Source organism: Ramlibacter sp. MMS24-I3-19 (assembly GCF_050320135.1).
Taxonomy (GTDB): domain Bacteria; phylum Pseudomonadota; class Gammaproteobacteria; order Burkholderiales; family Burkholderiaceae_C; genus Ramlibacter.
Map to the genome: position 1 here is coordinate 2,478,107 of NZ_CP190017.1, position 26,674 is coordinate 2,504,780.

Annotated in this window: 27 protein-coding genes, 2 tRNA genes and 1 pseudogene; 16 read left to right on the forward strand and 14 right to left on the reverse strand. The window is 69.0% G+C overall.

Going from position 1 to position 26,674, the window contains the following annotated elements:
• Positions 1–4: 4 nt before the first annotated feature.
• Positions 5–913, reverse strand: coding sequence for a hypothetical protein (locus ACPWT1_RS12415; protein ID WP_427911494.1), 909 nt, complete (start codon positions 911–913; stop codon positions 5–7).
• A gap of 202 nt (positions 914–1,115) precedes the next feature.
• Between ACPWT1_RS12415 and ACPWT1_RS12420 the strand changes: the two genes are divergently transcribed.
• From ACPWT1_RS12420 to ACPWT1_RS12435, 4 genes and pseudogenes are all read left to right on the forward strand, one after another.
• Complete coding sequence (locus ACPWT1_RS12420; RefSeq protein WP_427911495.1) at positions 1,116–1,541, forward strand: tripartite tricarboxylate transporter TctB family protein; 426 nt, start codon at positions 1,116–1,118, stop codon at positions 1,539–1,541.
• A pseudogene (locus tag ACPWT1_RS12425) lies at positions 1,541–3,051 on the forward strand (tripartite tricarboxylate transporter permease). The gene ACPWT1_RS12420 and the pseudogene ACPWT1_RS12425 overlap by 1 nt, the downstream one beginning before the upstream one ends.
• Before the next feature lie 228 nt (positions 3,052–3,279).
• Positions 3,280–3,528, forward strand: coding sequence for a hypothetical protein (locus tag ACPWT1_RS12430; RefSeq protein ID WP_427911496.1), 249 nt, complete (start codon positions 3,280–3,282; stop codon positions 3,526–3,528).
• Positions 3,529–3,632: 104 nt separating this feature from the next.
• Positions 3,633–4,454, forward strand: a complete 822-nt coding sequence (locus ACPWT1_RS12435; RefSeq protein ID WP_427911497.1) for a polysaccharide deacetylase family protein — start codon at positions 3,633–3,635, stop codon at positions 4,452–4,454.
• A 10-nt stretch (positions 4,455–4,464) separates the two neighbouring features.
• Here ACPWT1_RS12435 and ACPWT1_RS12440 read toward each other — a convergent pair whose 3' ends face one another.
• Positions 4,465–4,737 (reverse strand): DUF2277 domain-containing protein, encoded by a 273-nt coding sequence (locus tag ACPWT1_RS12440; protein WP_427911498.1) that lies wholly within the window; start codon positions 4,735–4,737, stop codon positions 4,465–4,467.
• A gap of 211 nt (positions 4,738–4,948) precedes the next feature.
• Here ACPWT1_RS12440 and ACPWT1_RS12445 point away from each other — a divergent pair, with 211 nt between their 5' ends.
• A complete protein-coding gene (locus ACPWT1_RS12445; RefSeq protein ID WP_427911499.1) occupies positions 4,949–5,920 on the forward strand; it encodes a Bug family tripartite tricarboxylate transporter substrate binding protein in 972 nt (323 codons plus the stop codon).
• Positions 5,921–5,927: 7 nt separating this feature from the next.
• Positions 5,928–6,980 carry a serine hydrolase domain-containing protein gene (locus tag ACPWT1_RS12450; protein WP_427911500.1) on the forward strand — a complete coding sequence of 351 codons (1,053 nt, stop codon included), beginning with the start codon at positions 5,928–5,930 and terminating at the stop codon, positions 6,978–6,980.
• 63 nt (positions 6,981–7,043) lie between these two features.
• On the opposite strand, the gene ACPWT1_RS12455 is transcribed toward ACPWT1_RS12450, so the two are convergent.
• The 5 genes from ACPWT1_RS12455 to ACPWT1_RS12475 all read right to left on the reverse strand — a co-directional run bounded on the left by ACPWT1_RS12455 (position 7,044) and on the right by ACPWT1_RS12475 (position 10,223).
• Positions 7,044–7,119: transfer RNA gene (locus ACPWT1_RS12455), tRNA-Lys, on the reverse strand.
• A 13-nt stretch (positions 7,120–7,132) separates the two neighbouring features.
• Positions 7,133–7,207 (reverse strand) — tRNA-Ala (locus ACPWT1_RS12460).
• Positions 7,208–7,268: 61 nt separating this feature from the next.
• Complete coding sequence (locus ACPWT1_RS12465; RefSeq protein WP_427911501.1) at positions 7,269–8,627, reverse strand: NAD(P)H-dependent oxidoreductase; 1,359 nt, start codon at positions 8,625–8,627, stop codon at positions 7,269–7,271.
• 17 nt (positions 8,628–8,644) lie between these two features.
• Positions 8,645–9,526, reverse strand: coding sequence for a phytanoyl-CoA dioxygenase family protein (locus ACPWT1_RS12470; protein WP_427911502.1), 882 nt, complete (start codon positions 9,524–9,526; stop codon positions 8,645–8,647).
• A 16-nt stretch (positions 9,527–9,542) separates the two neighbouring features.
• Positions 9,543–10,223 carry a GntR family transcriptional regulator gene (locus tag ACPWT1_RS12475; RefSeq protein ID WP_427911503.1) on the reverse strand — a complete coding sequence of 227 codons (681 nt, stop codon included), beginning with the start codon at positions 10,221–10,223 and terminating at the stop codon, positions 9,543–9,545.
• A gap of 68 nt (positions 10,224–10,291) precedes the next feature.
• Between ACPWT1_RS12475 and ACPWT1_RS12480 the strand changes: the two genes are divergently transcribed.
• Complete coding sequence (locus tag ACPWT1_RS12480; protein WP_427911504.1) at positions 10,292–11,143, forward strand: alpha/beta hydrolase; 852 nt, start codon at positions 10,292–10,294, stop codon at positions 11,141–11,143.
• Positions 11,144–11,261: 118 nt separating this feature from the next.
• On the opposite strand, the gene ACPWT1_RS12485 is transcribed toward ACPWT1_RS12480, so the two are convergent.
• Both ACPWT1_RS12485 and ACPWT1_RS12490 read right to left on the reverse strand, forming a co-directional pair.
• The gene (locus ACPWT1_RS12485; protein ID WP_427911505.1) at positions 11,262–12,239 is read right to left on the reverse strand and encodes a GMP reductase; all 978 of its coding nucleotides are present in this window, start codon (positions 12,237–12,239) and stop codon (positions 11,262–11,264) included.
• A gap of 121 nt (positions 12,240–12,360) precedes the next feature.
• The gene (locus tag ACPWT1_RS12490) at positions 12,361–13,044 is read right to left on the reverse strand and encodes a hypothetical protein (RefSeq protein WP_427911506.1); all 684 of its coding nucleotides are present in this window, start codon (positions 13,042–13,044) and stop codon (positions 12,361–12,363) included.
• A 30-nt stretch (positions 13,045–13,074) separates the two neighbouring features.
• Between ACPWT1_RS12490 and ACPWT1_RS12495 the strand changes: the two genes are divergently transcribed.
• On the forward strand, positions 13,075–15,462 hold the full coding sequence (locus ACPWT1_RS12495) for a UvrD-helicase domain-containing protein (RefSeq protein WP_427911507.1): 2,388 nt from the start codon (positions 13,075–13,077) through the stop codon (positions 15,460–15,462).
• 3 nt (positions 15,463–15,465) lie between these two features.
• Here ACPWT1_RS12495 and ACPWT1_RS12500 read toward each other — a convergent pair whose 3' ends face one another.
• The gene (locus ACPWT1_RS12500) at positions 15,466–16,044 is read right to left on the reverse strand and encodes a hypothetical protein (protein WP_427911508.1); all 579 of its coding nucleotides are present in this window, start codon (positions 16,042–16,044) and stop codon (positions 15,466–15,468) included.
• A gap of 123 nt (positions 16,045–16,167) precedes the next feature.
• Between ACPWT1_RS12500 and ACPWT1_RS12505 the strand changes: the two genes are divergently transcribed.
• Together ACPWT1_RS12505 and ACPWT1_RS12510 are read left to right on the forward strand one after the other, a co-directional pair.
• Complete coding sequence (locus ACPWT1_RS12505; RefSeq protein ID WP_427911509.1) at positions 16,168–17,478, forward strand: aromatic ring-hydroxylating dioxygenase subunit alpha; 1,311 nt, start codon at positions 16,168–16,170, stop codon at positions 17,476–17,478.
• Positions 17,475–17,993: an aromatic-ring-hydroxylating dioxygenase subunit beta gene (locus ACPWT1_RS12510; RefSeq protein ID WP_427911510.1), complete on the forward strand. Its 519-nt coding sequence runs from the start codon at positions 17,475–17,477 to the stop codon at positions 17,991–17,993. The genes ACPWT1_RS12505 and ACPWT1_RS12510 overlap by 4 nt, the downstream gene beginning before the upstream one ends.
• Positions 17,994–18,026: 33 nt before the next feature.
• Here the strand turns inward: ACPWT1_RS12510 and ACPWT1_RS12515 are convergent, their stop codons facing one another.
• The 3 genes from ACPWT1_RS12515 to tsaE form a co-directional block, all read right to left on the reverse strand.
• Positions 18,027–18,233 carry a glycine zipper 2TM domain-containing protein gene (locus ACPWT1_RS12515; protein WP_427911511.1) on the reverse strand — a complete coding sequence of 69 codons (207 nt, stop codon included), beginning with the start codon at positions 18,231–18,233 and terminating at the stop codon, positions 18,027–18,029.
• Positions 18,234–18,385: 152 nt separating this feature from the next.
• Entirely contained in the window at positions 18,386–19,711 is a 1,326-nt protein-coding gene (locus tag ACPWT1_RS12520; protein WP_427911512.1) for an N-acetylmuramoyl-L-alanine amidase, read from the reverse strand.
• Positions 19,708–20,217 carry a tRNA (adenosine(37)-N6)-threonylcarbamoyltransferase complex ATPase subunit type 1 TsaE gene (gene tsaE, locus ACPWT1_RS12525; protein WP_427915550.1) on the reverse strand — a complete coding sequence of 170 codons (510 nt, stop codon included), beginning with the start codon at positions 20,215–20,217 and terminating at the stop codon, positions 19,708–19,710. The genes ACPWT1_RS12520 and tsaE overlap by 4 nt, the downstream gene beginning before the upstream one ends.
• A 27-nt stretch (positions 20,218–20,244) precedes the next feature.
• Between tsaE and queG the strand changes: the two genes are divergently transcribed.
• Together queG and ACPWT1_RS12535 are read left to right on the forward strand one after the other, a co-directional pair.
• Positions 20,245–21,318 (forward strand): tRNA epoxyqueuosine(34) reductase QueG, encoded by a 1,074-nt coding sequence (queG, locus tag ACPWT1_RS12530; protein ID WP_427915551.1) that lies wholly within the window; start codon positions 20,245–20,247, stop codon positions 21,316–21,318.
• 120 nt (positions 21,319–21,438) lie between these two features.
• Positions 21,439–21,735 (forward strand): hypothetical protein, encoded by a 297-nt coding sequence (locus ACPWT1_RS12535; protein WP_427911513.1) that lies wholly within the window; start codon positions 21,439–21,441, stop codon positions 21,733–21,735.
• A gap of 6 nt (positions 21,736–21,741) precedes the next feature.
• Here ACPWT1_RS12535 and ACPWT1_RS12540 read toward each other — a convergent pair whose 3' ends face one another.
• The gene (locus tag ACPWT1_RS12540) at positions 21,742–22,656 is read right to left on the reverse strand and encodes an AEC family transporter (RefSeq protein ID WP_427911514.1); all 915 of its coding nucleotides are present in this window, start codon (positions 22,654–22,656) and stop codon (positions 21,742–21,744) included.
• A gap of 137 nt (positions 22,657–22,793) precedes the next feature.
• On the opposite strand from ACPWT1_RS12540, the gene ACPWT1_RS12545 reads away from it, so the two are divergent.
• The 4 genes from ACPWT1_RS12545 to ACPWT1_RS12560 are packed head-to-tail and all read left to right on the forward strand — an operon-like array spanning position 22,794 to position 26,659.
• A complete protein-coding gene (locus ACPWT1_RS12545) occupies positions 22,794–23,765 on the forward strand; it encodes a tripartite tricarboxylate transporter substrate binding protein BugE (protein WP_427911515.1) in 972 nt (323 codons plus the stop codon).
• A gap of 8 nt (positions 23,766–23,773) precedes the next feature.
• Positions 23,774–24,697, forward strand: a complete 924-nt coding sequence (xerD, locus tag ACPWT1_RS12550; RefSeq protein ID WP_427911516.1) for a site-specific tyrosine recombinase XerD — start codon at positions 23,774–23,776, stop codon at positions 24,695–24,697.
• Between the two features lie 13 nt (positions 24,698–24,710).
• Positions 24,711–25,685 carry a Bug family tripartite tricarboxylate transporter substrate binding protein gene (locus tag ACPWT1_RS12555; RefSeq protein ID WP_427911517.1) on the forward strand — a complete coding sequence of 325 codons (975 nt, stop codon included), beginning with the start codon at positions 24,711–24,713 and terminating at the stop codon, positions 25,683–25,685.
• Between the two features lie 5 nt (positions 25,686–25,690).
• On the forward strand, positions 25,691–26,659 hold the full coding sequence (locus tag ACPWT1_RS12560; protein ID WP_427911518.1) for a threo-3-hydroxy-L-aspartate ammonia-lyase: 969 nt from the start codon (positions 25,691–25,693) through the stop codon (positions 26,657–26,659).
• The last annotated feature ends 15 nt before the right edge of the window (positions 26,660–26,674 follow it).

A 26,674-nucleotide genomic window follows, 5' to 3' on the forward strand; every position in this document is an offset into this window, starting at 1 on the left:
GCGGTCAGGTGTCCCAGTCGCCGCCGCCCAGATCGGCGCTGCCGCCGGCGTCCCACGAACCGGGATCGGCGATGCCGAAGTCCTGCCCGCCCATGTCGCCGTTCACGCCGGGATCGAGCAAGCCGCGCTCGTTCTCGGGCAGCACGCCCGAAGCACCTGACGCGGCCGATGCACCCGACGACTGCGGATGGTGGTCGAACATCCGGTGGCCGATCTCCTCCGCCGCGACCATGCCCGCGCCCATCGCCAGGCCGGTGGCCAGCCCGCGTCCGAGGGTGGAGCCCATGCCGGGCTGGGGTGCCTGCGGGTAGGCGCCGGGCGGATAGGCGCCAGGCGGGTAAGCGTTCGGCGGGTAGGCACCCGGCGGATAGGACCCGGCAGGATCCATCACCACGGGACCGCTGCCGGGTCCATACGCTGGACTCCAGGATGGGGACATCGCGGTCGCCGCTGCCTGGCGGCGGCGCATGAAGGCGTAGAGGCCCGCCGCGGCCAGCGCGAACAGGATGGCCACCAGCGCCATCGGGACCTGGCGCTGCGGCGCCGGTGCAGGTGCGACGGCCGTCGACGCGTGATCGACAGGACGTGCGCGGCTCACCTCGCTGCGCAGCGCGGACACGGATTCCGCCTTGGCGAACGGCAGGCCCGGCGCGAGCCGCTCCGCGGTCGCGAGTTCCTGGCGCGCCACCGACGCGTCCGATTCGCGGGCCGCGAGTTCCGCCTTCACGTAGTGCGCCTTGGCGCTGTTCGGGTGCTTCTGCAGCACCTGCCCGATCATCCGGTCGGCTTCGTCCATCCGCCCCGCGTTGGCGACCTGGTAGATCTGGTCGATGGTGGGCTCGGTCTGCGCGAACGCCGGCGCCAGCAGGGCGGTGCCCAGTAAGGCGGCTGCAAGGAATCGGGGGAGGGTCATGGTCGGCTCCTTCGCAAGGCGATGTCCCCAAGATCGGGGCGGACCGTCGCACTGCAAGGTCCCGGGGCGCGATTCTGCGCGGGCGACCTGAACGCCCCCTGAGCGGCGGCAAGGGCGGCATACGCACTTTCACGCACCCGGCGGTCGGCCCTGAGTCAGCCACGGGCGCCCACCATCGCCCCTTCGCATCACATTTGTACCAATGAACGATCGCAACCTGCTTCGAGGATTGTTCCTCTCGGCCGTCGCGCTGGCGTTCGGCCTGCCGGCCTTCCGCTACCCGATCGGCGATTTCAGCCGCGCCGGCCCCGGCCTGTTCCCCCTGATGGTCAGTTCGCTGCTGCTGCTGATCGGCGTGATCAGCATCATCCGTTCGCGATTCGTCGAGCGCCATGCCATCGACTTCCAGTGGCGCAACATCGCGCTGGTGATCGGCAGCCTGTGCGCTTTCGCGCTGGTGTCCGAGTTCGTGAACATGATCGCGGGCATCTTCGCGCTCGTGTTCTGCGCCAGCTTCGCGGGCAAGACGCCGTATTCCGTCGTGCGCAACCTCAAGATCGTGGCCGGCCTGGTGCTGGTTGCCTTCGCCTTCCAGAAATTCCTCGGCGTGAACCTGCCCCTGTACTGATGGAAATCCTGCACAACCTCGCGTTCGGCTTCGGCCACGCGCTCACGCTGCAGAACCTCATGTTCTGCGCCCTCGGCTGCACCGTGGGCACCCTGGTCGGCCTGCTGCCCGGCCTGGATCGCTGGCCACCATCAGCCTGCTGCTGCCCCTGACGTACTCCATCCCCACGGGTGGCGCGCTGATCATGCTGGCCGGCATCTACTACGGCGCCCAGTACGGCGACAGCGTCAGCGCCATCACGATGAAGATGCCGCACGCCAGCAGCATCGTGGCCTGCATCGACGGCTATGCGATGACGCTCAAGGGCAAGACGGGCCTGGCCCTGTTCACCGCCGGCGTCTCCAGCTTCATCGGCGGCACGGTGGCCATCGTCATCCTTGCGACGCTGGCGCCCAAGCTCGGTGAGGTGGCCTTCCTGTTCGGGCCGGCCGACTACTGCGCGCTGATGCTGGTCGGCTTCGTCTGCGTGAGCTTCGTCACCACGGGCAGCCTGCTGAACGGCCTGGCCATGTGCCTGATCGGCGTGCTGCTCGGACAGATCGGCACCGACGTCAACAGCGGCCTGATGCGCTACACGATGGACCTGCCGTTCCTGGCGGACGGCGTGGGCCTGGTCAGCATCGCCCTGGGCTGCTTCGGCATCGCGGAGATCACCAAGAACCTGGACGCCGGCGAGGAGCGCACGCCCTTCAACGGCAAGATCAACCTGATCCCGACCTGGGCCGAGTTCAAGCGCATCATCCCCAGCGCGCTGCGTGGCGGCCTGATCGGCTCGTTCCTGGGCATCCTGCCCGGCGGCGGTCCGTCGATCGCGCAGTTCGCGGCGTATGCGGTCGACAAGAAGGTGAGCAAGTACCGTCACGAGATCGGCACCGGCTGCATCGAGGGCGTGGCCGGCCAGGCTGCCGCCGACGAGGCCGCTTCGCGCACCAGCTTCATCCCGCTGATGTCCATCGGCATCCCGGAGAACGCGGTGATGGCGCTGATGATGGCGGCCTTCGTCATCAAGGGCATCCAGCCCGGTCCCAACATGATCGCCGGCCACCCCGACCTGTTCTGGGGCCTGGTGGCCAGCATGTGGGTGGGCAACTGCTTCCTGATCCTGCTGAACGTGCCGCTGGTGCGCTACTGGCTGTCGGTCTTCAAGATCCCGTACGCCGTGCTGTTCCCGTCGATCCTGTTCTTCTGCTGCATCGGCACGTACAGCGTGAACAACAACCTGGACGACATCTTCATCACCTCGGTGTTCGGCGTGCTGGGCTACCTGGCGATGCGGCTCGAACTCGATGCGGCCCCGCTGATGCTGGGCTTCATCCTCGGTCCGATGCTCGAAGAGAACTTCCGGCGCGCGATGCTGCTCAGCCGCGGCAGCTTCGAGGTGTTCGTCACGCGCCCGATCAGCGGCACGCTCATCGGCCTGATCGTGCTGTTCGTCGCGTGGCAGGTGATCGGCTTCGTGCTCGATGCACGCAAGGCGAAGCTGGCCAGGCTGCAGCGGCAACCGGCCTGACGCGTGGGGCTTGGGCGACAGCCCGGCCTGCAGTGAAGGGGCGCTCGCGCATCGCGGGCGCCCCTTCTTCATTGGAGACGCGAACCGTCAGCCGGCGCGGGTGCGGCGCGCGCGTGACCGGCGCCTGGCCGCAAGTTCGACTTGAGTTTGTCTTGTTGCCGACCTATCCTGCGACTTCCCGACGCTGGCTCAGGCATTGCGAGATCCCGCGCGGGAGAGGAGGTCTCCATGGCGAACGACAGCTATTCCGTCCGTCTGACCGAACTGGCGCGCGTCATCCGCCACCTGTGCAACATGCAGAGGCTGCGCGCGGAAGCCCAGCGGCTGGGGCAGCGTCCCGAGACGCTGGATGCGCTGGACAGCGTCATCGCGCTCGATGCGGCGAGAGCCGAGGAACTGAACGAGTTGCTGGAGTCCCGGCCTCGGCACACGTCCACGATGGACGGCATCCCTGGATCCAGTCCTGCGGCGCGCTAGCGTTCGCGCTGCCGGCTGAGCCTGGCTCCTTCGGGCCAGGGGGCGTGCGCCACGGGCAGGGCAGAGGTAGCGTCCGTTCCTCGGCAGTTCCGGGAGACGGCATCGTGACAGCACGCGGACACGTCCAGGAGACATGTGAACGCCACCGCAGCATCCAGCATGCAGCGATCCTGTCCTACCACCAGGTGGACGCACCACCTCGAGACGCCGCGCGTGACACGCTGGTCCTGCCGCCGTGGAAGTTCGACGTGCAGTTGTCGATCCTGCATGCGCTGGGCTGGAAGGGCCTGTCGCTGCGGGACCTCAGGCCGTACCTCGACGGTCGCGCCACCGGGCGCGTGTTCGGCATCACCCTGGACGACGGCTACCGCAACAACCTCACCCGTGCCCTGCCGATCCTGCAGCGGCTGGGGTTCACCGCCACCCTGTTCATGGTCAGCGGGCAGGTGGGCGGCTCCAACGTCTGGGACCAGGGCCACCTTCCGGCCTCGGCGCTGATGGACCTGCCTGAACTCGAGGCCTGGGTCGGCGCGGGCATGGAGGTCGGCGCGCACACCCGATCGCACCCGCGGCTCGTCGCCTGCGACAGCGCGACGGCACGGGCCGAGATCGCGGGGTCGAAGGCCGACCTCGAAGACGCGCTGGGCATCCCTGTCGAGCACTTCAGCTATCCGCACGGCCTGTACGTGCCGGCCCATGTGGAGATGGTGCGGGAGGCCGGCTACGTGGGCGCGGTCACGACCCGCACGGCGCGAGCTTGCGCACAGGATGACCCGCTGCAGCTTCCACGGCTGTCGGTGCACTCGACGACGTCCATTCCGCGGCTCGTCATGCAGGTGACCACCGGGTTCGAGGAGTGGCGGGCCGAGCGAAGGAAGGCGCGGTCGCCGATCGTCAGCACCCAGACCAGCTTCGACCGGCGCTGACGGCGCGCCGTCACCTGTCGCCGAACCGCGCGATCGCGCGCTCGCGGGCCTTGGCCGCTTCCGCTTCCCGCGTGCGCGGCTCGGCGCTGGTGACCAGCGACCGGATCAGGGTGCGGGCGGAAGCGGCGACTTCCTCCACCGCGCGCTCGAAGGCTGCTTCGTTGGCTTTCGACGGCACGCTGAAGCCACTGAGCTTGCGCACGAACTGCAGCGACGCGTCGCGGATCTCGAGCTCCGTCGCCGGCGGCTCGAAGTTGAAGAGGGTCTTGATGCTGCGGCACATGGCTCGGCTCTCCGGCGCTGCAGCCGTCCGTGCATCACATTGAACACGACGGCTGCCGACAGTGCGCATTCTGCGCGCGCGAATCGCGGTGGCCGCGCCCCGCGCGAGCCGTGTTCCCCCGGTTGACGCGCTCCAACGGGCGCCGGTAGCCTGCCTGCAGGTCGGCGCTGCCTCGGCGGTGACCTGCACTTTCGCCACAGGAGACCCCACGATGCGTCTGTTCCGCCGACTCGCCACCGCCCTGGTCCTGCTGTGCAGCCTGCTGTCGCAGGCGCAGGCTGCGGATCCCGACTACCCCACCAAGCCCATCCACTGGATCGTGGCGTACCCGCCGGGCGGCAGCACGGACCTGATCGCGCGCCTGATGGGCGCCTGGGTCTCGCAGCGGCTGGGCCAGCAGGTGATCATCGAGAACCGCGCGGGCGGCGGCAACAACATCGGCACCGAGCTGGCCATCCGGGCCCCGGCCGACGGCTACACCATCTTCCTGGTCAACCCGGCCAATGCGATCAACGCCACGCTGTACTCGAAGCTGCCGTTCAACTTCCTCGACGACATGGTGCCCGTCGCGGGCTTCGTGCGGGTGCCCAACGTCATGACCGTGCGGAAGGACTTCCCGGCCAGCACGGTGGCGGAATTCATCGACTACGCACGCAAGAACCCCGGCAAGATCAACATGGCTTCCTCCGGCGCGGGCACCTCCGTGCACTTGTCCGGCGAGCTGTTCAAGAGCATGGCCGGCATCGACATGAAGCACGTGCCCTACAAGGGCGCCGGCCCGGCGACCACCGACCTGATCAGCGGGCAGGTCGATGTCATCTTCGACAACATGCCTTCCATCATTTCCCACATCCGCGGCGGGACGGTGCGTGCCCTTGCGGTCACGAGCGCCCAACGTTCGCCCGCCTTGCCGGACGTGCCCACCGTGGCCGAGACCGTGCCGGGCTACGAGGCCAGCGCCTGGTTCGGCGCCTCGGCGCCCAAGGGCACGCCTGCCTACGCGATCGCGCGCCTCAATCGCGAATTCAACGCCGCGCTGGCGGATCCGGCCATGCGGGCCAGGCTCGCCGAACTGGGCGGCGTGCCGATCCCCGGCACGCCCGAGCAGTTCTGGGCGCTGCAGCGGATGGAGACCGAGCGCTGGGCGAAGGTCGTGCAGGCCTCGGGCGCGAAGGCCGATTGACGCGGCCATGACTGTGTCCTTCTCCGAGGCCATCGATTTCGCCCTGGCCCACGAGGTGCCGTGGCCGCGCGATCCCGCCAGCGATCCAGCGCGATGGGGCGTTCACCACGCGGACCCGCCACCCTGGAATCGCCGCCGCGGGCCGGTGCATCCCCGCGGCGGCGTGTCGGGCCTGGTCGAGATCGGAGGGCGTGAGGTGGCGAGCTGGGGCGACCCCGACCGGTCCGACCAGACATTCAGCGTCGCCAAGACCTACCTGGCCCTGCTGGCGGCCGTCGCCAGCGACCAGGGGCTGCTTCGGGCCGAGCAGCGCGTGGCCGAACGGCTGCCCGGCATCGGCTTCGACGACGTGCACAACCGCGCGATCACCTGGCAGCACCTGCTGCAGCAGACCAGCGAGTGGAGCGGCACCTGCCTCGGCATGCCCGACCAGGTGGAGCACCACCGTCGCGTGTCCCACGACCCCAAGCCGCCCACCGGCCGCAAGGGCGAGCCACGCACGTTGCAGGCGCCAGGCAGCTACTGGGAATACAACGACGTGCGCATCAACCAGCTGTCGCTGGCATTGCTGCACCTGTTCCGCGAGCCGCTGCCCGATGTGTTCCGGCGCACGGTGCTGCATCCGCTGGGTGGCGGCGCGGGCTTCGCCTGGGAGGGCTACGACGACGCATGGGTCGACATTGGCGGACTGCGCGTGCAGTCGGTCCCCGGCGGCACGCATTGGGGCGGCGGCGTCTCCATCAGCGCCCGCGATCAGGCGCGCGTCGGGCGCCTGCTGCTCGACGGCGGTGTGCACCAGGGCGGCCGGCTGCTGCCGGCCGAGTGGATCGCCGACATGCAGCGACCCTGTGCGATCGCGCCGTTCTACGGCCGCCTGGTGTGGCTGAACCGGGACGGCAGGATCTTTCCCGATGCCCCGCACGACAGCTGGTTCATGGTGGGCGCGGGCGGTCACTACGTGTGGCTGGACCCGGCGCATGACGCCGTGGTCGTCGTGCGCTGGCTCGACCCGGCGCACGCGGCCGGGTTCGTGCGGCGCGTCGCGCACGTGCTGCGATGACGGCGCAAAGAAAAAGCGGCGCTACCGATTCGATAGCGCCGCTTCCATGTGCCACAAGGCTTGTGGTGGGTCCTGTAGGATTCGAACCTACGACCTACGGATTAAGAGTCCGCTGCTCTACCAACTGAGCTAAGAACCCGAAAACAGTGTTGTGGTGGAGAGGAGGAGGATCGAACTCCCGACCTTCGCATTGCGAACGCGACGCTCTCCCAGCTGAGCTACCCCCCACAACGGGTCATATTTTAGCGCATCGCGGCCGTGTTTCGCGACGGCCGTTGCGAAACCGGCTCACGCGACCTTGAGAGCCGGCCGCGCGAACAGGTCTTCCATCTGCTTGCGCACCTTGTAGGCGTGGGTCGTGGTGTCCATCGCGACATCGGACCACGACAGGCTCTGGCCCTTCTTCACCGGCCGCGTCACCTTGATGCCATGCGCCAGGCCGAGCGGCAGTCCGCCCATCTGCACCGACGTCTGCGCCGGCAGCAGCTTGCCCCAGACGGTGTAGCCGCCTTCGCCGTCGAGCAGCTCGCCCGGCGCGAGGTCGCGCTTGGCGGTGGCGACGACGTCGGCGTTCCAGCCGGTCGCCACGCCCGTAGGCTCGCCGCGCAGGGCCACGGACGCGACCGAGACGCCGACCTCCAGCCCGATCAGGTGCCAGCGCTTGTAAAGCGTGAAGTAACGCCCGCTCGGGTCGGTGTGCGCGTTGTATTCCTCGAAGCAGTTGCGGATGTACTCGGTCTCGCCTTCCACCGTCACCCACACGCCCATGCGGATGTCGTACGGGATCTTGCGGCCGTCGGGCTCCAGCGAGGAGATCACTTCGACCATGCCCTTGCGCTCCAGCACGCCGCCTTCGCTGCGCGGCCGCGTGACGTAGGGGATGTCCTCGACGCTGGCGGGCGGGTACAGCAGGCCGTTGCTCGGCACGCCGAGGCCCGTGGCGTTGGACACCGCGGTGCTCTCGATCGAGGGCTTGGAGCCGTCGAGGAAGCTGTTGAACATCTTCGGGTTCAAGCCGCCGCGCTGCGCCTGGTCGGGCGTGAGGCCGTAGTAGCCCCACACGGTCTCGGGCGTGGACTCGCTGAAGTGCGGCAGCCACTTGTGCCCGCGGCCCGCGGCGACGACGGGGAAGCCGCAGGTGCGGGCCCAGTCCACCAGGTCGCAGATCAGCGCTGGCTGGTCGCCGAACGCGAGCGAGTACACGACGCCGGCTTCGGCCGCCTTGCGCGCGAGCAGCGGGCCACAGAACGCATCGGCCTCCACGGTGACGTTGACCACGTGCTTGCCGTGCGCGAACGCCTCCAGGCAGTGGTCCACCGCCGCGATCGGGTGCCCGGTGCACTCGACGACGACGTCGATCGCCGGATGGCGCACCAGCGCCTGCCAGTCCTCGCCGATCCAGGTCGTGCCGGCCTTCAGCGCGTTGTCGAGCGATGACGCCTGCGTCCGCTGCGTGTCCCAGCCCACGCGCGCGAGGTTGGTCCGCGCCGCCGACGGCGAGAGGTCGGCGATGCCGGCCAGGTGCACGCCGGGCGTGCGCGGCACCTGCGCCAGGTACATGGAACCGAACTTGCCCGCGCCGATCAGGCCCACGCGCACGGGACGGCCTTCGGCATGGCGCTGCTGCAGTCTTGCGTAGAGGTTCATGTCGACTCCGTTCGAGATCAGGCGGCGCGCTTCATGTCCGCGAACGGAACGCTGCTGGTCTGCAACGCGCTGGCGGGCATGCCGTCCTTCCACGGCACGTCGACCGGGTAGGGCCTGCGCAGGCAGTCGTCGGGCAGGGTGGCGATCGGCGTGAAGTCGCGGTGTGCGATGTACTCGGGGCGCTTGAAGCGGCGGATGTGGTTCGACACCGCGCACAGGCTGAGGTAGACGCTCACGCGGTTCCAGGGCGACAGGTTGCTGGTGGACGCGTGCACCAGGCAGCTGTGGAACAGGATCATGGAGCCGGCCGGGCCCTTCGGGCTCACGATGCCGCCGTCCTTGCCGCCGGCGCGCGCCACCAGTTGCGCGATCAGCTCGTTGTCGACGGTCCAGAGCGGATAGCTCGTCGTGGTGAGGTCGTGCCTTGCGTCCACCACGCCCTTCCTGTGGCTGCCCGGAATGAACATCAGTGGGCCGTTGTACTCGTTGACGTCGTCCAGGAAGATCGCCACGTTCATCGCGCGCTCGGTGGGCATCTGGTCGTCGTTGAGCCAGGTGCCGTAGTCCTGGTGCCATTGCCAGACGTCCCCCTCGAACGCCATCTTCCCGTTGATCTTGAACTGGTGCATGTAGACCTCCTCGTCGAAGAGATCCATCACCGGTTCCACCATGCGCGGATGCCGCGCGAGGCGCGCGAAGGGCTCGCTCACCAGGTGCGCCGCGAAATTCGTGCGCACCGCATCGCTGCCTTTCTCGCGCACGTTGTACGCATCCCTGCGGCTGTACAGCTCGGGCACGGCATCGGTCAACGTGCGTGTTTCCTCCGGCGAGAACAGGCCGGGGAAGAACAGGTAGCCGTCGCGGTCGAACTGCTCGCGTTGCTGGGGCGTCAGGTGCATCGCTTGTCTCCTTGGGTCAGGGGTGGAGGCTGGCAGTGAGCACGCCATCGAGCTGGCGTGCCAGGTTGTCGGCGGCCTTGTGGCCGTGGGCGTCCATGAGGCGGGCGGCCTTGTCGCCGTCGCCGGCGGCAATGGCACGGGCGATCGCTTCGTGTTCGTCCCAGACCGCATCACGCTGGCGCGATTGCTGCAGCACCGCGCCCATGACGCGCCGCAGGTGGCGCCAGTGCTGGTGCGCCGTCTCCACGATGAGCGGATTGCCGGAGGCCTCGTAGATGGCGTCATGGAAGGCGAGATCGGCGTCGATCATGGCGCGCACGTCGCGGCCGCGCGCGGCCTTGCGGCCATGCGACAGGATCGCGGGGTCGATGCGGAATTTGTGGGTCGCGGCCAGGCGGGCAGCCAGTGCGTCGAGGGCGCCGCGCACCTGGTAGACCTTGAGCGTCGCGTCGGTGTCCAGCGGCGCGACCAGGACCCCGCGGCCCGGCGCGTCCTGCACGAAGCCGTCCTTCTTCAGCAACCGAAGCGCCTGGAGCACGGGCTGGCGCGACACGGCCAGCTGATCCGCGATATCTTCCTGCGTGATGCGCTGCCCGGGCGCGAGCGCGCCCTCGCTGATGGCGTCGAGCAACCGGCGGTAGACCTGCTCGACCAGGTCGGGGGTGGACTCCAGGCGGACCAGCTTCGGCGGCGGCATGGCGCGCATTCTGGGCGGATGATGGAACTCTGTATACAGAATACCAACACTGGAAAGGTGGAATGACGATGGACCTGAACGACGGCGCCTGGCTCGACCGCATGTACAACAACCGCGCCCTGGTGCCCGAGCACGAAGAGCACTTCGCGCGCTGGCGGCGCGACTCGGAGCGGGCGAGGGCGGAGAACGAGTGCGTGCTGGACGTGCCCTATGGCCCGTCGAAGCTGCAGACGCTGGACGTGTTCCCGGCGCAGCGCGCGCGGGCGCAGACCGTGGTGTTCATCCACGGTGGCTACTGGCGCTCGCTGGACAAGTCGGACCACTCGTTCATCGCGCCCACGTTCCAGGAGGCGGGCGCCTGCGTGGTGATCCCCAACTACGACCTCTGCCCCGCGGTGACGATTCCCGAGATCACGCTGCAGATGGTGCGGGCGCTGGCGTGGACGTGGAAGAACGCGCCCACGTATGGCGGCGACCCGCGGCAGATCACGGTCATCGGCCATTCGGCCGGCGGCCACCTCGCCGCGATGATGCTGTGCTGCGACTGGCAGCGCGCCGATCCGGAACTGCCCAGCGACGTGGTGGGCAAGGCGCTGTCGATCTCGGGGCTGTATGACCTGGAGCCGGTGCGCCACACGCCGATGCTGCGCGAGTCGCTGCGGCTGACCGAGGCCGACGCCCTGCGCGCCAGTCCTGCGTTCCTGCCGCCGCCGCAGGCCGCCACGCTCTACACCGTGGCGGGCGCGGACGAGAGCCCGGAGTTCCTGCGACAGAACACGCTGATCCGGGATGCGTGGGGCAGCGAGTGCGTGGAGGTGTGCGAGGCCCTGCCGGGCCTGAACCACTTCAACGTGCTGGAAGCGCTGGTGCAGCCGGGGCACCCGCTGCAGTCGATGGCGCTGGAGTTGAGCTGGCGCTAGGCCGGGCGAGACGTTGGCCTGTCATTCCCGCGAAGGCGGGAATCCAGGGCTTCCATCGAGGCACGAGAGATGGGAGCCTTGGGGTCCCCGCCTCCGCGGGGACGACATGGCTGCTGCTCTACATCAGCAGGTGTTCCCCCGCATTATCCCCTCCCAGGATCACGTAGTTCACCTTCCGGATGTCCATCAGCCGCTTGCCGCCGGCATAGCTGATCGAGCTCTGGATGTCTTCCTGCATCTCGCGCAGCGTGGCCGACAGCTGGCCCTTCACCGGCTCCAGGATGCGCTTGCCTTCCACGTGCTTGTACTCGCCCTTGTTGAAGTCGGACGCGCTGCCGTAGTACTCCTTGTACAGGCGGCCATCCACTTCCACCGTCTGCCCGGGCGACTCCTCGTGGCCGGCCAGCATCGAGCCGACCATCACCATGGTCGCGCCGAAGCGGATGCTCTTGGCGATGTCGCCGTGCTCGCGGATGCCGCCGTCCGCGATGATCGGCTTGGTGGCGACGCGGGCGCACCACTTCAGCGCCGACAGCTGCCAGCCGCCGGTCCCGAAGCCGGTCTTCATGCGGGTGATGCACACCTTGCCCGGGCCGATGCCGACCTTGGTGGCGTCGGCGCCCCAGTTCTCCAGGTCGATGATCGCCTCGGGCGTGCCCACGTTGCCGGCGATGACGAAGGTGCCGGGCAGCTTGGCCTTCAGGTACGCGATCATGTTCTTCACGCTGTCGGCATGGCCGTGCGCGATGTCGATGGTCACGTACTCCGGGAACTGGGCCGCGCGGGCCAGTTCGTCCACGGTGGCGTAGTCGGGCTTCTTGACGCCCAGCGAGATCGACGCATACGCGCCCTTGGCGTGCATCTCGCGCACGAAGGCCACGTTGTCCAGGTCGAAGCGGTGCATCACGTAGAAGTAGCCGTTCTGCGCCAGCCACAGGCAGATGCGCTCGTCGACCACCGTCTTCATGTTCGCGGGCACCACGGGGATGCGGAAGGTGCGGCCGCCCAGCTCGATGCTGGTGTCGCATTCGGAGCGGCTGTCCACGCGGCACTTGCGCGGCAGCAGCAACACTTTGTCGTAATCGAAGATTTCCATGCCAAGCCTCTCGGGAGAGAAAGTCGTTGAAGAACGAGTGAGCGCTTGGACTGGGACTCCGGCCGTACCTGCAGGAGGCACAAAAAACCGGGTCCCAAATGCTTGGGCCCGGTGACTGATTCTACCGTTCCGCCGTGGCGGGCCCGCAGCGCGAGGCCGAGATGGCCCTGATCGCTCCACGAGAATCCTCGATCCAGCCCACCACGCGCAGGCGGTCCGGGTGCGTGCCTTCGGGAATCGCCATCGGCCGCGCCTCGAAGTGCCGCCTGGCGCCTGCGGGCCAGGGCAGCTGCAGCAGGTTGCGCACGAGGTTGCGCTCCACCGGCGAGCCTTCGGTGCCGGCGGGCAGCGTCTCCACCAGCGCGAGCCATGCAGTCCACGGGCCGCCCTCGGCCGCGCGCATCTCGATCGAGGTGCCGATGTAGCCGTTGAACGGCAGGCCGTGCGCCACGCGCAGGCTGCCCGCGGCCGGCTGGCGCGCACCGCGCACGGCGTCGGTGGGCAAGGGCCGGCCGCGGCCGAGGGCCTGCAGGCGATCCAGCGCGTCGCCATTCGCAGCCATGGCCAGCGGCGCGTCGTCGCCGCGCGCGCCGGGCACGATCCAGTCCAGCGGCAGCTCGCGGCGGCCGGTGCGCATCGTGGATGCGTCGGCCCAGCAGGTGTCGCAGTCGGCGTTGATGAAGCGTTCGACCAACACCGATGGCGACAACTGCCGGTCGCTGGAGCACGACGACTGCGCGCGCACGGCCGAGCCAGCGAGCGCGACCATCGCGAACGCGGGAACGAGCAGGGCAGCGCGGCGCATCGGTGCGGGGGTGGCTTTCTACAATGTCGTATGTTCCCAGAAGTCGATGCCGCGCCGCTGTTGCAGAACCTGAATGAGGAGCAGCGCGCCGCGGTCACCCTGCCGGCCGAGCACGCGCTGATCCTGGCCGGCGCGGGTTCCGGCAAGACGCGCGTGCTCACCACGCGCATTGCCTGGCTGCTGTCCACCGGCCAGGTCTCGCCCGGCGGCGTGATGGCCGTCACGTTCACCAACAAGGCCGCGAAGGAAATGATGACGCGGCTGGGCGCGATGCTGCCCGTCAACGTGCGCGGCATGTGGATCGGCACCTTCCATGGCCTGTGCAACCGGTTCCTGCGCGCGCACTGGAAGCTGGCCAACCTGCCGCAGAGCTTCCAGATCCTGGACACGCAGGACCAGCTGTCGGCCATCAAGCGGCTGATGAAGCAGTTCAACGTCGACGAGGAGCGCTTCCCGGCCAAGGAGACGCAGTGGTTCATCGCCGGCTGCAAGGAGGACGGGCTGCGTCCCGGCGACGTCCCGGCGCGCACCGAGGAGGACCGCAAGAAGGTCGAGCTGTACCAGCTGTACGAGGAGCAGTGCCAGCGCGAAGGCGTGGTCGACTTCGGCGAGCTGATGCTGCGCAGCTACGAGCTGCTGCGCGACAACGACCCGATCCGCCAGCACTACCAGCGGCGCTTCCGGCACATCCTGGTCGACGAATTCCAGGACACCAACAAGCTGCAGTACGCGTGGCTGAAGATCTTCACCGTGAGCCCCGACGGCACGTCGGGCAACAACGCGATCTTCGCGGTGGGCGACGACGACCAGAGCATCTATGCGTTTCGCGGCGCGCGCGTGGGCAACATGGCCGATTTCGTGCGCGAGTTCCACGTCGCGCACCAGATCAAGCTGGAGCAGAACTACCGCAGCTACAGCAACATCCTCGACTCGGCCAACGCGCTGATCAGCCACAACAAGGGCCGGCTGGGCAAGAACCTGCGCACCGACCAGGATCCCGGAGAGCCGGTGCGTGTGTACGAGGCGCCCACCGACCTGGCCGAGGCGCAGTGGCTGGTCGAGGAGATGCGGCACCTCGTTCGTGACAATGGCACTGAACCCGGCCTGCCCCGCAAGGAGATCGCGGTGCTCTATCGCAGCAACGCGCAGAGCCGGGTGATCGAGACGGCGTTGTTCAACGCCGGCGTGCCATACCGCGTGTACGGCGGCCTGCGGTTCTTCGAGCGGGCCGAGATCAAGAACGCCCTGGCCTACCTGCGACTGCTGGAGAACCCGAACGACGACACCAGCTTCCTGCGGGTGGTGAATTTCCCGCCGCGTGGCATCGGCGCGCGGAGCATCGAGCAGCTGCAGGACGCCGCGCGCGCCGCGGGTTGTTCCCTGCACGACGCGGTGAGCGCCACCACCGGCAAGGCCGGGGCCAACCTCGGCGCGTTCGTTGCCAAGATCGACGTGCTGCGCGAGCAGACGCAGAACCTGAGCCTGCGCGAGATCATCGAGCTGGTGCTGCAGCACTCGGGACTCATCGAGCACTACAAGGCCGAGCGAGAAGGTGCCGAGCGCATCGAGAACCTGGAGGAACTGGCCAGCGCCGCCGAGAGCTTCGTGATGCAGGAAGGCTTCGGCCGGGATGCGGTGGCATTGCCGGTCGACGAACTGCAGCAGAGCCCGGTGAGCCAGGGCTTGGACCCCAACGCACCGCTGCTGAACGAGCCGGCGCCCGATTACGTGGCACCCGACGCCGAGACCGGGGAGACGCTCTCACCGCTGGCCGCGTTCCTCACCCATGCCGCGCTGGAATCGGGCGACAACCAGGCCCAGGCCGGCCAGGACGCCGTGCAACTGATGACGGTGCACTCGGCCAAGGGCCTGGAGTTCGACTGCGTGTTCGTCTCCGGCCTGGAAGAGGGCCTGTTCCCGAGCGAGCGGTCCATGTCCGACTACGAAGGGCTGGAGGAGGAACGCCGGCTGATGTACGTGGCGATCACGCGTGCCCGCAAGCGGCTGTACCTGAGCTACTCGCAGACGCGACTGCTGCACGGCCAGACCCGCTACAACGTGAAGAGCCGGTTCTTCGACGAGTTGCCCGAGGCCGCGCTGAAGTGGCTGACGCCGAAGAACCAGAACTTCGGCGGTTCGGCGTTCGGCTTCGGCACCGGCTATGCGAGCACGCGATCGCCGGCTTCGCAGCGCGACTGGAATCCGGACCGTTTCGCCAGCCCGCCGGTCCCCGTGCAGAAGGCCGCGCCCTCCCACGGATTGCGCGCCGGGCTGCAGGTGTTCCACACCAAGTTCGGCGAAGGCACGGTGCTGTCGATCGAAGGGCAGGGCGACGATGCGCGCGCCCAGGTGAAGTTCCCGCGGCACGGCGTGAAGTGGCTGGCGCTCGCTGTCGCCAAGCTCACGCCGGTCCCCTGAGCCTCACTCCATGTGCAGCCAGTTCTCTTCGGGGAGCTTGCGCAGGAACATGAGCACGGGCAGCACGGCATCGTGTGACACGGCCCATTCCAGGTGGTCGCGCAGGCACAGCCGCTTGACCATCGCCGACGTCACGCGCCAGGCCTGGGGCGAGATCGGCGGCGGCGGCTGCATGCGGCCCTCGACTTCCTGCTTGCCGGGCAGCAGCGCATAGAGCTTCTGCCAGTCGTCCAGCCTGGGGCACACACGGTTGTTGCGGCGCGCCTCGGTCATCAGTTCGTCGATGCCGAGCGGGGGTTCCCTGCCTGCGGCAGCACCGTGCTGCATCGCCGCTGGGGCCGTGGCTTCGTAGCCGGGGGCCGGTGTCGCTGCCGGCTCGCGCAGCGGCACGTGGCCGCTGCCCGCCGTGGTGGGGGCGAAACGGTTTTCCTGCTTCCGGGTCAGCTCGTTGAACAGCGCCCAGGCAGAGGCGGTGTCTTTCTCCTGCGCGTCCGCCGTGGGAATGGTGTCGCCGTACACGTACGGATCGTCGAGCCGCTTCCCGGACGGCGGCGGTTTCGGCGGTTGCTTGGGGGAGGACATGCGGCTCCGGGGACTGCGTGGGCTTGTCACTGAATGTACAGCGGCTCGCCGGTTCTGCCCATCCTCCCAAGGCCCTGGCCGGTTCATACGCTCACTTATCATCGCTCGCAGGAGGCGACCGCCATGAACGCTCCGGAGACACTTTCGCGCTGGTCCGGCACCGGCTCGAGCCGCATTCCCTTCTGGGCCTACACCGACGCGCAGCTGTACCAGCGCGAGCTGGAGAAGGTGTTCTACGGCCGGCACTGGTGCTACGTCGGCCTGGAGGTCGAAGTGCCCAACGTGGGCGACTTCAGGCTCAGCTGGGTGGGCGAGCGCCAGGTGATCCTGGTGCGCGATCGCGTGGCGCCGAAGGACCGCGGCACGGACACCGGCATCCGTGTGGTCGAGAACCGCTGTGCGCACCGCGGCGTGCGGTTCTGCCAGCAGCCGCAGGGCAATGCGCGCAGCTTCGTCTGCCCGTACCACCAGTGGACCTACAGGCTCAATGGCGAGCTGGCGGGGCTGCCGTTCAAGGACGGCGTCAAGGATGGCGACTGCGTCAATGGCGGCATGCCGGCGGACTTCGACCTGAAGTCCAACGGCCTCACGCGGCTGCGCGTCGAGGTGCTGCACGGCCTGGTGTTCGCCACCTTCAGCGACGACGCCGAGCCGTTGCGCGAGTACCTCGGTCCCGAGATCCTGCCCTGGCTGGACCGCATCTTCTCGAAGCGCCAGTTGACCCTGCTCGGCTACAACCGCCAGCGCATCCCGGGCAACTGGAAGCTGATGATGGAGAACATCAAGGACCCGTACCACCCAGGCCTGCTCCACACCTGGTTCGTCACCTTCGGCTTGTGGCGCGCCGACCAGAAGAGCCGCATGGTGATGGACAGCCACGGCCGTCACGCGGTGATGATCTCGCGCCGCAACGACGGTGGCGAGAACAAGGTGGTAACCGAGGGCGTGACCTCGTTCAAGGCCAACATGGCGCTGAACGACACGCGCCTGCTGGACGTGGTGCCCGAACCGTGGTGGAAGGTGGCGGATCCGACGAATCCCGGGGCGGAGATCATGCCCACCGTCACCATGATCACGCTGTTCCCGAGCCTGATCATCCAGCAGCAGGTCAACTCGCTGTCCACGCGGCATATCGTGCCGCGCGGCGAAGGCGAGTTCGATTTCGTCTGGACCCATTTCGGCTTTGCCGACGACACGCCGGAGATGACGCGACGCCGCCTGCGCCAGGCCAACCTGTTCGGGCCGGCGGGGTTCGTGTCCGCCGACGATGGCGAGGTGATCGAGCTCAGCCAGCAGGGCTTCGCGCAGTGGGGCGAGGACGGCAGCACCCTGTGCGAGCTGGGCGGCACGGGCACCGGCGGCACCGAGCACATGGTGACCGAGACGCTGATCCGTTCGATGTACGCCTACTGGCGCAAGGTGATGGGCGTATGAGCGAGCGGGCATCCATTCGGGCTGAGCCTGTCGAAGCCCTGCTCCTGCAGCTCGAGATCGACCGTCTCAACGCCGACTACGCGGCCGCCCTCGACGAGCGACGCTTTGACGACTGGCCTCTCTTCTTCACGGAGGGCGCCAGCTACACCGTGCAGGCGCGCGAGAACTTCGACCGCGGCCTACCGCTGGCGCTGATCGCGCTGGAGAGCCGCGGGATGATGAAGGACCGGGTGTATGGCGTCACCCACACCATCTACCACGCGCCGTACTACACGCGGCACGTCGTGGGCCCGGCACGGGTGCTGCCTGTGCAGGACGGGGACGGAGGGGGCCTGGTTCGGGCCCAGGCGCACTATGCGGTCTTCCGCACCCGGCCGGGCGATGCGAGCGAGGTCTACAACGTGGGCCGCTACATCGACGAGATCGTGCGCACCGACGGCGGCCTGAAATTCGCCAGCCGCCGCTGCGTGTACGACAGCGAGATGGTGCTCAACTCGCTGATCTACCCGATCTGACATCGCAGGGCCGCTGCCGCGGCCTGCGCACTGTCACTTCTTCGTGGCTTCGTGGCCCAGGTAGCCGCCCGCGGCCGCGCCACCCAGCGTGCCCAGCGTGCCGCCGCCCACCGCATTGCCCACCACGCCGCCGACCGCGGCGCCGCCGATGGTGCCGGCGGTCTGGCGGTCCATGGAACCGCAGCCGGTCAGGCCGATCAGAGTCGCGGCAGCGAGGGCCGCAAGGAGCTTCGATTTCATACCGTTCACCTTTGGATGTGCGACCGCAGAAGGCGCGGCCTGCCTGTGCGTTTCACTGTAGAAAACAGCCCGGCGGGACCCTGTAGGAGCCGTCAGGAAGCGCCTGTCGGCACCCCCCGCCGTGGCGTGACAGCGCGCGTGCCGGCGCGGCCTCAGACGCTGCGGCTGCGGGCCAGCGGTGGATTGGCCGAGAAATACCGCACGATGCCGCGCATGAGGGCGTCGGCCAGGTTGTCCTGGTAGCCGTCGCTGCGCAGCTTGGCTTCCTCGTCGGGGTTGCTGATGAACGCGGTTTCCACCAGCACGCTGGGAATGTCAGGGGCCTTGAGCACGGCGAAGCCCGCCTGTTCGACGGCGCCCTTGTGCAACTGGCCCACGCGGCCGATCTCGCCCAGCAGCGCGCCGCCGAGCTTCAGGCTGTCCTTGATCTGGGCCGCGGTGCTCATGTCCAGCAACGCCTGGGCCACGTGGACGTCCGTGGCCTTGACGTTCACGCCACCGATCAGGTCGGCGTTGTTTTCCTTGGCCGCCATCCACCGCGCCGCGGCGCTGGAAGCGCCTCCCTGGCTCAGCGCGAACACGCTGGCGCCGCGCGCGCTGGGCGTGGTGAACGCATCGGCGTGGATGCTCACGAACAGGTCGGCCTGCACGCGGCGCGCCTTCTGCACGCGCACGTGCAGCGGCACGAAGAAGTCGGCGTCGCGCGTGAGGAAGGCGCGCATCGGATTGCCGTTGACCGTCGTGGCGTTGATGCGCTCGCGCAGCCTGTGGGCCACCTGCAGCACGACGTCCTTCTCGCGCGTGCCGCTGGGACCGGTGGCGCCCGGATCCTCGCCGCCGTGACCAGGATCGAGCGCGATGATGATCAGGCGGTCGGTGCGGGCGATGGCATTGGCAGGCGGCGCTACCGCGGCTGGCGGCTTGTCGGCGTCGCGTGAACGCGGCGCCTGCTGGCGCGCGATGAGGTCGCCCAGCGGATCCCCGATCGACGGTGCGGATGGCGGTGCGTTGGTGGCGTCCTTCAGCCGTTCGGCGATCAGCGCCTCCAGCGGATCGGCCGGATGCACCGGGTGGAAATCGATCACCAGCCGGTGCTGGTAGGCCGCGATCGGCGGCAGCGTGAACACCTGCGGCAGGGCCTGCTGCTTCAGGTCGATGACCAGCCGCACCACGCCGGGCGCGTTCTGGCCGACGCGGATGCCGGCGATGTACGGGTCGTCGGCCTGCACCTTGGCCACGAGTTCGCGCAGCGCGGGATTGAGGTCGATGCCGTCGATGTCCACCGCCAGCCGCGGCGGGTTGGGCACCACCACCTGCCGCGAGGCAAGCTTGCCGTCCGATTCGATGGTGACGCGGGTGTAGTCCTCGGCCGGCCACAGGCGCACGGCGACGATGGTGGCGCCGCGGGCGATCTGGGCCGTGCCCAGCAGCAGCACCAGCGTGCCGCCTTGCAACAGGTCGCGGCGGCGCACCGTCACCGCAGCAGCTCCTGGCCGCGCGCGGTGTTCGGCTGCATGCGCACGGCCCGCCCGCCGTCGTCCTGCAGCGCGATGTGGAGGTCGAGGTCCGCGACCGGCAGCAGGCCCGCGGCCTTCTCGGGCCATTCGGCCAGCTTCAGTCCCGGGCTGTCGAAGACGTCGCGAAAGCCCGCGTCCTCCCACTCGCGCGGATCGTCGAAGCGGTAGAAGTCGAAGTGCCAGGCCGCGCCCGACGCGGTCTGGTGCGGTTCGACCACCGCATAGGTCGGGCTCTTGATGCGGCCCTGCACGCCGAGCGCGCGCAGCAGGTGGCGGACGAAGGTGGTCTTGCCCGCGCCCAGGTCGCCATGCAGCGCAATGAAAGCGTCGGCGACCTGCGGGTGCGCGGCCAGCCGGCGCGCGAAGGCTTCGGTGTCCTGCTCGGTGGTCCAGTGGGCAGTGGCCCCGCCGCTGCCCGGCATTGGGGCGGTTCCTACAATCGGCGGGTGATTCGGCGTGGCGCTCAGATCGACGGTCCTTCGCTGGTGGCAGCCATCGTGCGATGGGGCCGTGAGCTCGGATTCTCCCAAATCGGCGTGGCCGGCGTCGACCTGTCCGACGCCGAACCTGGATTGCTGCAGTGGCTGTCCAACGGTTGGCACGGCGAGATGGCCTACATGGAAGCCCACGGCCTCAAGCGCGCGCGTCCCGCCGATCTTGTCCCGGGCACGCTGTCGGTGATCACGGCCCGGATGGACTATTTGCCGGCGGCCACCCCGGACGGCTGGCAGGCCATCGAGTTCGAGCGCCTGCAGCGGCCGACCGAGGGCATCGTGTCGCTCTATGCCCGCGGCCGCGACTACCACAAGGTGCTGCGCCAGCGGCTGCAGAAGCTGGCCGACCGCATCGCGCAGGACCTCGGCCCGTTCGGGCATCGCGCGTTCACCGATTCGGCGCCGGTGCTGGAGGTCGAACTGGCCACGCGCAGCGGCCAGGGCTGGCGCGGCAAGCACACCCTGACCCTGAGCCGCGAGGCCGGGTCGATGTTCTTCCTGGGCGAGATCTACGTCGATCTCGAACTGCCGGCCACCGAGCCCGAGACGGCGCACTGCGGCAGTTGCACCGCGTGCATCGACATCTGCCCCACCGGCGCCATCGTCGGGCCGCAGCGGCTGGACGCGCGCCGCTGCATCTCGTACCTCACGATCGAGCACGCGGGCGCGATCCCCGAGGAGCTGCGACCCAAGATCGGCAACCGCATCTACGGCTGCGACGACTGCCAGCTGGCGTGCCCCTGGAACAAGTTCGCGCAGCGCAGCCCGCTGCCCGACTTCGATGCCCGGCCCGGGTTCAGCGACATGCCGCTCGCGCAGCTGCTCGCGTGGAGCGAGGAGGAGTTCCTGCGCCGCACCGAGGGCAGCCCGATCCGCCGCATCGGCCACGAGCGCTGGCTGCGCAACGTGGCGGTGGCGGCGGGCAATGCGCTGCGGGTGCAGGACGATGCCGGGCTGCGGGCCGGCCTGCAGGCACTGGCGCAACACCCGAGCGCGCTGGTGCGCGAGCACGTGGCCTGGGCGCTGGCTGCGGGCGGGGGCGCGCCCAGCGCCGCCGGTCAAGCTCGACTGTAGGACGGCGCCTCGACTTCGGTCTCCCGCGCGTTTCCGCCATTGACTGCCGCCACTTGTGCCGCTGCAATCGGCACCACAACCCGCTTCCGGGCGGTTCGTGCCCACGGTCCGAGACGCAGTATGTTCAAGATCTTCCAACGCAAGCCAGCACCGGCACCGGCCCTCGCCAAGGCCGCGGCGGAGCGCCGGACCGTGCGCCGCACCGGCCCCGCCCCGTTCGAGCGGCCCGCCGTTCCCCAAGCCCAGGAGCTGGATGACGAATCGGCGTGGGACCAGTGGGAGCACTCGCAGATGGAGCTGGACAGCCGCCTCGGCCCGCTGTCGGCCTTCGACTCGGTGCGGGTCAAGGGCGGCACGCCCAGCCAGGCCGCCGAACTCGATCCCTTCGCCAGCGTGCGCCAGCGGCGCAAGCCCTGACGGCGTTCAGGCGGCGTGCCGCAGCACGCCCAGTGCCAGGGTCAGGCTCACGGGGCCCAGGATCGTCGACAGCGTGACCAGACCGGCCACGTACCCGCCGTTGTAGCCCATGCGCGACGCCAGCACATAGGCGCTGGACGCCGTCGGCAGGGCGGAGAACGCCAGCAGCACCAGCGCCTGCGTGGCATCCAGGTGGAACAGCCGCACCAGCGCCCATGCCACGCAGGGCAGGGCGACGTGCCGCACGGCCAGCAGCCAGGCCGATAGGCCCTGCGAGCGCGCCAGGCTGCGCAACTGCATGCCGGCGCCGGCGGCCATCAGGCCCAATGGCAGCGAGGCGCCGCCGATGCGCGACACGACCGGATCCAGCAGCGGCGGAATGTGCAGGCCGGCGAAATTGCAGGCCAGCGCCAGCGCGGTTGCGACGATCAGCGGATTGCGCAGCAGCGCGCGCAGGAAGCCGCTCTGCGCATGCCGCGCCATCGGCCACACGGCGGCCACGTTGAACAGCGGCACGCACACGCCGATCAGGACGGCGATCAGTTGCAGCCCGGTGGCGCCCGCAAGCCGTTCGGAGAGCGCGAACGCCACGAAGGAATTGAACCGGAAGGCGACCTGCGCCGCGGCCGCATGGTCCTCGCGCACGATGTGCCGGCCGATCACGGGCAGGTGGGGCGGCAGCAGTGCGAGGGCGATGCCCGAGAGCCCGAGCGCCAGGCCCGCGCCGATCAGGCCCGAGGCCTCGCCCAGGTTGATCGGCGTGCGCACGATCGACTGGAACAGCAGGACCGGAAACAGCACGTGGTACACGAGGCGCTCCACCGGTTCCCAGACGCTGCGATCCAGTGGCGTGTAGCGGCACAGGAGGAAGCCGACCACGATCAGCGAGAAGTCGGGGAACAGCAGGCGGGCGAACTCCACCCGGCGAGCATAGCTGGGCGGTTCGGGCCAGGCCGGTTCGGGTTAATGGTTGTCCCTGATGTGGGTTCCACGATCGCAGGCCCACGTGCACGCGGGTACGATCCCCGGGTCCCGTTTTCCGCACACAAGGAGTACGCATGCATCGCCGTGACTGGATCGCCCTTGCCGCTGCCACGTTGGCCGTGGCCGCCGGGCCCGCGCTGGCCCAGGGCTATCCGAACAAGCCGATCCGGCTGGTCGTCCCGTTCGCACCGGGCGGCACCACCGACATCATTGCCCGCGTGATCGCCGATCCGCTGGGCAAGGCACTGGGCCAGCCCGTGGTGGTGGAGAACAAGGCCGGCGGCGGCGGCGTCATCGGCGCCACCCAGACCGCGCGTGCCACGCCCGACGGCTACGAGCTGGGCGTGGCCACGGTGTCGACGACCGCGGCCAACCCCGCGATCAACCCGAAGATCCCGTACAACCCGGTCACCGACTTCACGCCCATCATCAACATCGCGGCCACGCCCAACGTGATCGCCGTGCATCCGGGCTTCCCGGCCAAGGACTACAAGTCCTTCGTGGCCGAGCTGAAGAAGAACCCGGGCAAGTACTCGTACTCCTCGTCGGGCACCGGCGGCATCGGCCACCTGCAGATGGAGTTGTACAAGAGCCTGTCGGGCACGTTCGTCACGCACATCCCGTACCGCGGCGCCGGCCCGGCGCTGAACGACACGGTGGCGGGCCAGGTGCCGATGATCTTCGACAACCTGCCGTCGGCGCTGCCCTTCATCAAGGAAGGGCGCCTCGTGCCCATCGTCGTCGCCGCCCCGCAGCGCCTGAAGGACCTGCCCAACGTGCCGACGTTCAAGGAAGTCGGACTGGAGCCGGTGAACCGGCTGGCCTATTACGGCATCTACGGTCCCAAGGGCCTGCCCAAGGACATCGTGGACAAGATCCACCAGGGCGTGTTGAAGGCGCTGCAGGAGCCCGCGGTGCGCAAGCGCATCGAGGACACCGGCTCGATCATCGTCGGCAACACGCCGGAGCAGTTCGCGCAGCAGATCAAGGACGAGTACGCCGTCTACAGGAAGGTCGTGGAGCAATCCAAGCTGAAACTGGATTGAGGACCACGGTGCGGACTTCCGCTGCCAGCAACAAGCCGCCCGTGGGCGGCTTGTTCGCTTGCGTCGACGATTTCATCGACGCGCTCTGGCTCGAAGAGGGCCTGTCCGCCAACACGCTGGCGGCCTATCGGCGCGACCTCACGCTGTACGGCACCTGGCTGCGCGTCCGCGGCACCGACCTGGAGTCCACCACCGAAGCCGACCTGCACGCCTACTTCGCGCACAAGCACCGCGAGACCAAGGCCACCACCGCCAACCGGCGGCTCACGGTGTTCAAGCGCTTCTTCCGCTGGGCCCTGCGCGAGCGCCGCATCAGCGCCGATCCCACGCTCAAGCTGCAGTCCGCGCGGCAGCCGCTGCGCGTGCCCAAGACATTGAGCGAAGCCCAGGTCGAGGCGCTGCTCGCCGCGCCCGATGTCGACACCCCGCTGGGCCTGCGCGACCGCACGATGCTGGAGCTGATGTACGCCAGCGGCCTGCGCGTGAGCGAGCTGGTCACGCTGAAGGTGCTGCACCTGAGCCTGGTCGACAACGTGGTGCGCGTGATGGGCAAGGGCGGCAAGGAACGGCTGGTGCCGTTCGGGCTGGTGGCGCGCGACTGGATCACGCGCTACCTGGCCGACGCGCGCGGCGAGATCCTGGGCGGCCAGCAGACCGAGGACCTGTTCGTCACCGCGCGCGGGCAGGGCATGACGCGCGCGATGTTCTGGGTGATCGTGAAGAAGCATGCGCGTACCGCCGGCATCACCGCGCCGCTGTCGCCTCACACGCTGCGCCACGCTTTCGCCACCCACCTTCTCAACCACGGGGCCGACCTGCGCGCGGTGCAGATGCTGCTGGGACATGCCGACATCTCGACGACCACCATCTACACGCACGTGGCCCGCGAGCGGCTCAAGCAGCTGCACGCGCAGCACCATCCGCGCGGCTGACACAATCGGCGGCATGCAGTCCACCGTCTCCCGCCGCGTCGCACTCGCGGCCCTGTCCGCAACCGTCCTTCCCCTCCATGCGCAGGCCAACTGGCCGAGCAAGCCGATCCACCTGGTTGTCGCCTACCCGCCTGGCGGCGTGAGCGACATCGTCGCCCGCGCCCTGGGCGACCGGCTCGCGGCCGCGCTCGGGCAGCCGGTGGTGGTCGAGAACAAGGCCGGCGCGAGCGGCACCATCGGCGTCGATGCCGTGGCCAAGGCCGCGCCCGACGGCCACACGTTCGGCTTCGCTGCCATCAGCCCCATCGCGCTCACGCCGCACCTGGGCAAGGTGCCGTTCGATCCGGTGCGCGACCTGGTGCCGGTGGTCGGCGTGATGGATTCGCCCGTGCTGCTGCTCGCCACGACCGCCACGCCGGCCAAGGACCTGCGCGAGCTGCTTGCCGCGGCCAAGGCCAGGCCCGGCGCCTTGCGCTGGGCGACCTCGGGCCCGGGCTCGCTCGGCCACCTGATGCTGGAGCAGCTGAAGGCGGCCGCGAAGGTCGACATCACGCACATCCCGTACAAGGGCGGCGGCCAGCAGATCAACGATGCGCTCGGCGGCCAGTTCGAGGTGCTCTCGGTCAACGCCAGCCCCGTCATCTCGCAGCACGTGAAGGCCGGCAAGCTGCGCGTGCTGGCCGTCGGCTCGCCGTCGCGCCTCGATGCCTTTGCGGCCGCTCCGACGCTGGCCGAACTGGGCTACCCGGCGGCGAACCTGAGCTCGGTGTTCGGCATCTTCGCGCCGGTCGGCGTCCCGCCGGCGGTGGTCGAGCGCCTGAACGCCGAGGTGAACAAGGCGCTGGCGACACCCGAGCTGCGCAGCCGCCTCGTGGCCAGCGACAACGTGCCCACAGGCGGCAGCGCCGCCGCCTTCGCCAAGCTGATCGCGACCGAATCCGACAACAACGCGCGCATCATCCGCGCCGCCCACATCCAGGCCGAGTGAGTCCCATGCTGCAATTCGCCGACATCGACACCGCCGCCCGCCGCCTCGCCGGCGTTGCCCACCGCACGCCGGTGCTCACCTCGCGCACCCTCGACGCGCAGCTCGGGGCCACCGTGCTGTGCAAGGCCGAGAACCTGCAGCGCATGGGCGCCTTCAAGTTCCGCGGCGGCTACAACGCCGTCAGCAGCCTGACGCCGGCCGAGCGGGCGCGCGGCGTCGTCGCCTTCTCGTCGGGCAACCATGCGCAGGCCGTCGCCCTCGCGGCGCAGCTGCACGGGTGCAAGGCCACCATCGTCATGCCCACCGACGCACCGCCGCTGAAGCTGGCGGCGACGCGCGGCTACGGCGCCGAGGTGGTGCTCTACGACCGCTACAAGGAAGACCGTGCGGCCATCGCGGCCAGGCTGGTCGACGAGCAGGGCGCGCACCTGATCCCTCCCTACGACGACCTGCGCGTGATGGCGGGGCAGGGGACCGCGGGGCTGGAGTTGATCCAGGATGCCGGGCCGCTCGACGCGCTGATCGTCTGCGCTGGCGGCGGTGGTTTCCTCTCCGGCTGCGCGGTGGCCGCGAAGCACCTGCTGCCGAACGTGCGCGTCTACGGCGCGGAGCCGGAGGCGGGCAACGACATGCAGCAGTCGCTGCGCCAGGGCCGCATCGTCAGCATCGACGTGCCGCGCACCATCTGCGACGGCCAGCAGACGCAGTTCGTGGGCAAGCATCCCTTCGAGGTGATCCGCGCGATGGTCGCCGACGTGCTCACCGTGCCCGACCGCGTGGTGGTCGAGGCGATGCGGTTCGCATTTGAGCGCATGAAGGTCGTGCTGGAGCCGTCCGGCGCCTGCGCGCTGGCGGCGCTGATGCACCACAAGGAGCAGTTCCGCGGACAGCGCGTCGGGGTGACGTTCTCCGGCGGCAACATCGGCGCGGAACGGTTCGCAGCCTTGGTGAGCGGGGCTGAAGCGGTGGACTGATCCGTGGGTGGCCGG

Coding starts and splice junctions, on each gene's coding strand:
- ACPWT1_RS12510 (WP_427911510.1), top strand. CDS start 17,475: ATGAGCGAGCGGGCATCCATTCGGGCTGAGCCTGTCGAAGCCCTGCTC.
- ACPWT1_RS12505 (WP_427911509.1), top strand. CDS start 16,168: ATGAACGCTCCGGAGACACTTTCGCGCTGGTCCGGCACCGGCTCGAGC.
- ACPWT1_RS12475 (WP_427911503.1), bottom strand. CDS start 10,223: ATGCCGCCGCCGAAGCTGGTCCGCCTGGAGTCCACCCCCGACCTGGTC.
- ACPWT1_RS12560 (WP_427911518.1), top strand. CDS start 25,691: ATGCTGCAATTCGCCGACATCGACACCGCCGCCCGCCGCCTCGCCGGC.
- ACPWT1_RS12515 (WP_427911511.1), bottom strand. CDS start 18,233: ATGAAATCGAAGCTCCTTGCGGCCCTCGCTGCCGCGACTCTGATCGGC.
- ACPWT1_RS12440 (WP_427911498.1), bottom strand. CDS start 4,737: ATGTGCCGCAGCATCAAGACCCTCTTCAACTTCGAGCCGCCGGCGACG.
- ACPWT1_RS12415 (WP_427911494.1), bottom strand. CDS start 913: ATGACCCTCCCCCGATTCCTTGCAGCCGCCTTACTGGGCACCGCCCTG.
- ACPWT1_RS12465 (WP_427911501.1), bottom strand. CDS start 8,627: ATGAACCTCTACGCAAGACTGCAGCAGCGCCATGCCGAAGGCCGTCCC.
- ACPWT1_RS12490 (WP_427911506.1), bottom strand. CDS start 13,044: ATGCGCCGCGCTGCCCTGCTCGTTCCCGCGTTCGCGATGGTCGCGCTC.
- ACPWT1_RS12535 (WP_427911513.1), top strand. CDS start 21,439: ATGTTCAAGATCTTCCAACGCAAGCCAGCACCGGCACCGGCCCTCGCC.
- ACPWT1_RS12480 (WP_427911504.1), top strand. CDS start 10,292: ATGGACCTGAACGACGGCGCCTGGCTCGACCGCATGTACAACAACCGC.
- ACPWT1_RS12470 (WP_427911502.1), bottom strand. CDS start 9,526: ATGCACCTGACGCCCCAGCAACGCGAGCAGTTCGACCGCGACGGCTAC.
- ACPWT1_RS12485 (WP_427911505.1), bottom strand. CDS start 12,239: ATGGAAATCTTCGATTACGACAAAGTGTTGCTGCTGCCGCGCAAGTGC.
- ACPWT1_RS12495 (WP_427911507.1), top strand. CDS start 13,075: ATGTTCCCAGAAGTCGATGCCGCGCCGCTGTTGCAGAACCTGAATGAG.
- ACPWT1_RS12555 (WP_427911517.1), top strand. CDS start 24,711: ATGCAGTCCACCGTCTCCCGCCGCGTCGCACTCGCGGCCCTGTCCGCA.
- ACPWT1_RS12445 (WP_427911499.1), top strand. CDS start 4,949: ATGCGTCTGTTCCGCCGACTCGCCACCGCCCTGGTCCTGCTGTGCAGC.
- ACPWT1_RS12500 (WP_427911508.1), bottom strand. CDS start 16,044: ATGTCCTCCCCCAAGCAACCGCCGAAACCGCCGCCGTCCGGGAAGCGG.
- ACPWT1_RS12545 (WP_427911515.1), top strand. CDS start 22,794: ATGCATCGCCGTGACTGGATCGCCCTTGCCGCTGCCACGTTGGCCGTG.
- ACPWT1_RS12420 (WP_427911495.1), top strand. CDS start 1,116: ATGAACGATCGCAACCTGCTTCGAGGATTGTTCCTCTCGGCCGTCGCG.
- ACPWT1_RS12430 (WP_427911496.1), top strand. CDS start 3,280: ATGGCGAACGACAGCTATTCCGTCCGTCTGACCGAACTGGCGCGCGTC.
- ACPWT1_RS12450 (WP_427911500.1), top strand. CDS start 5,928: ATGACTGTGTCCTTCTCCGAGGCCATCGATTTCGCCCTGGCCCACGAG.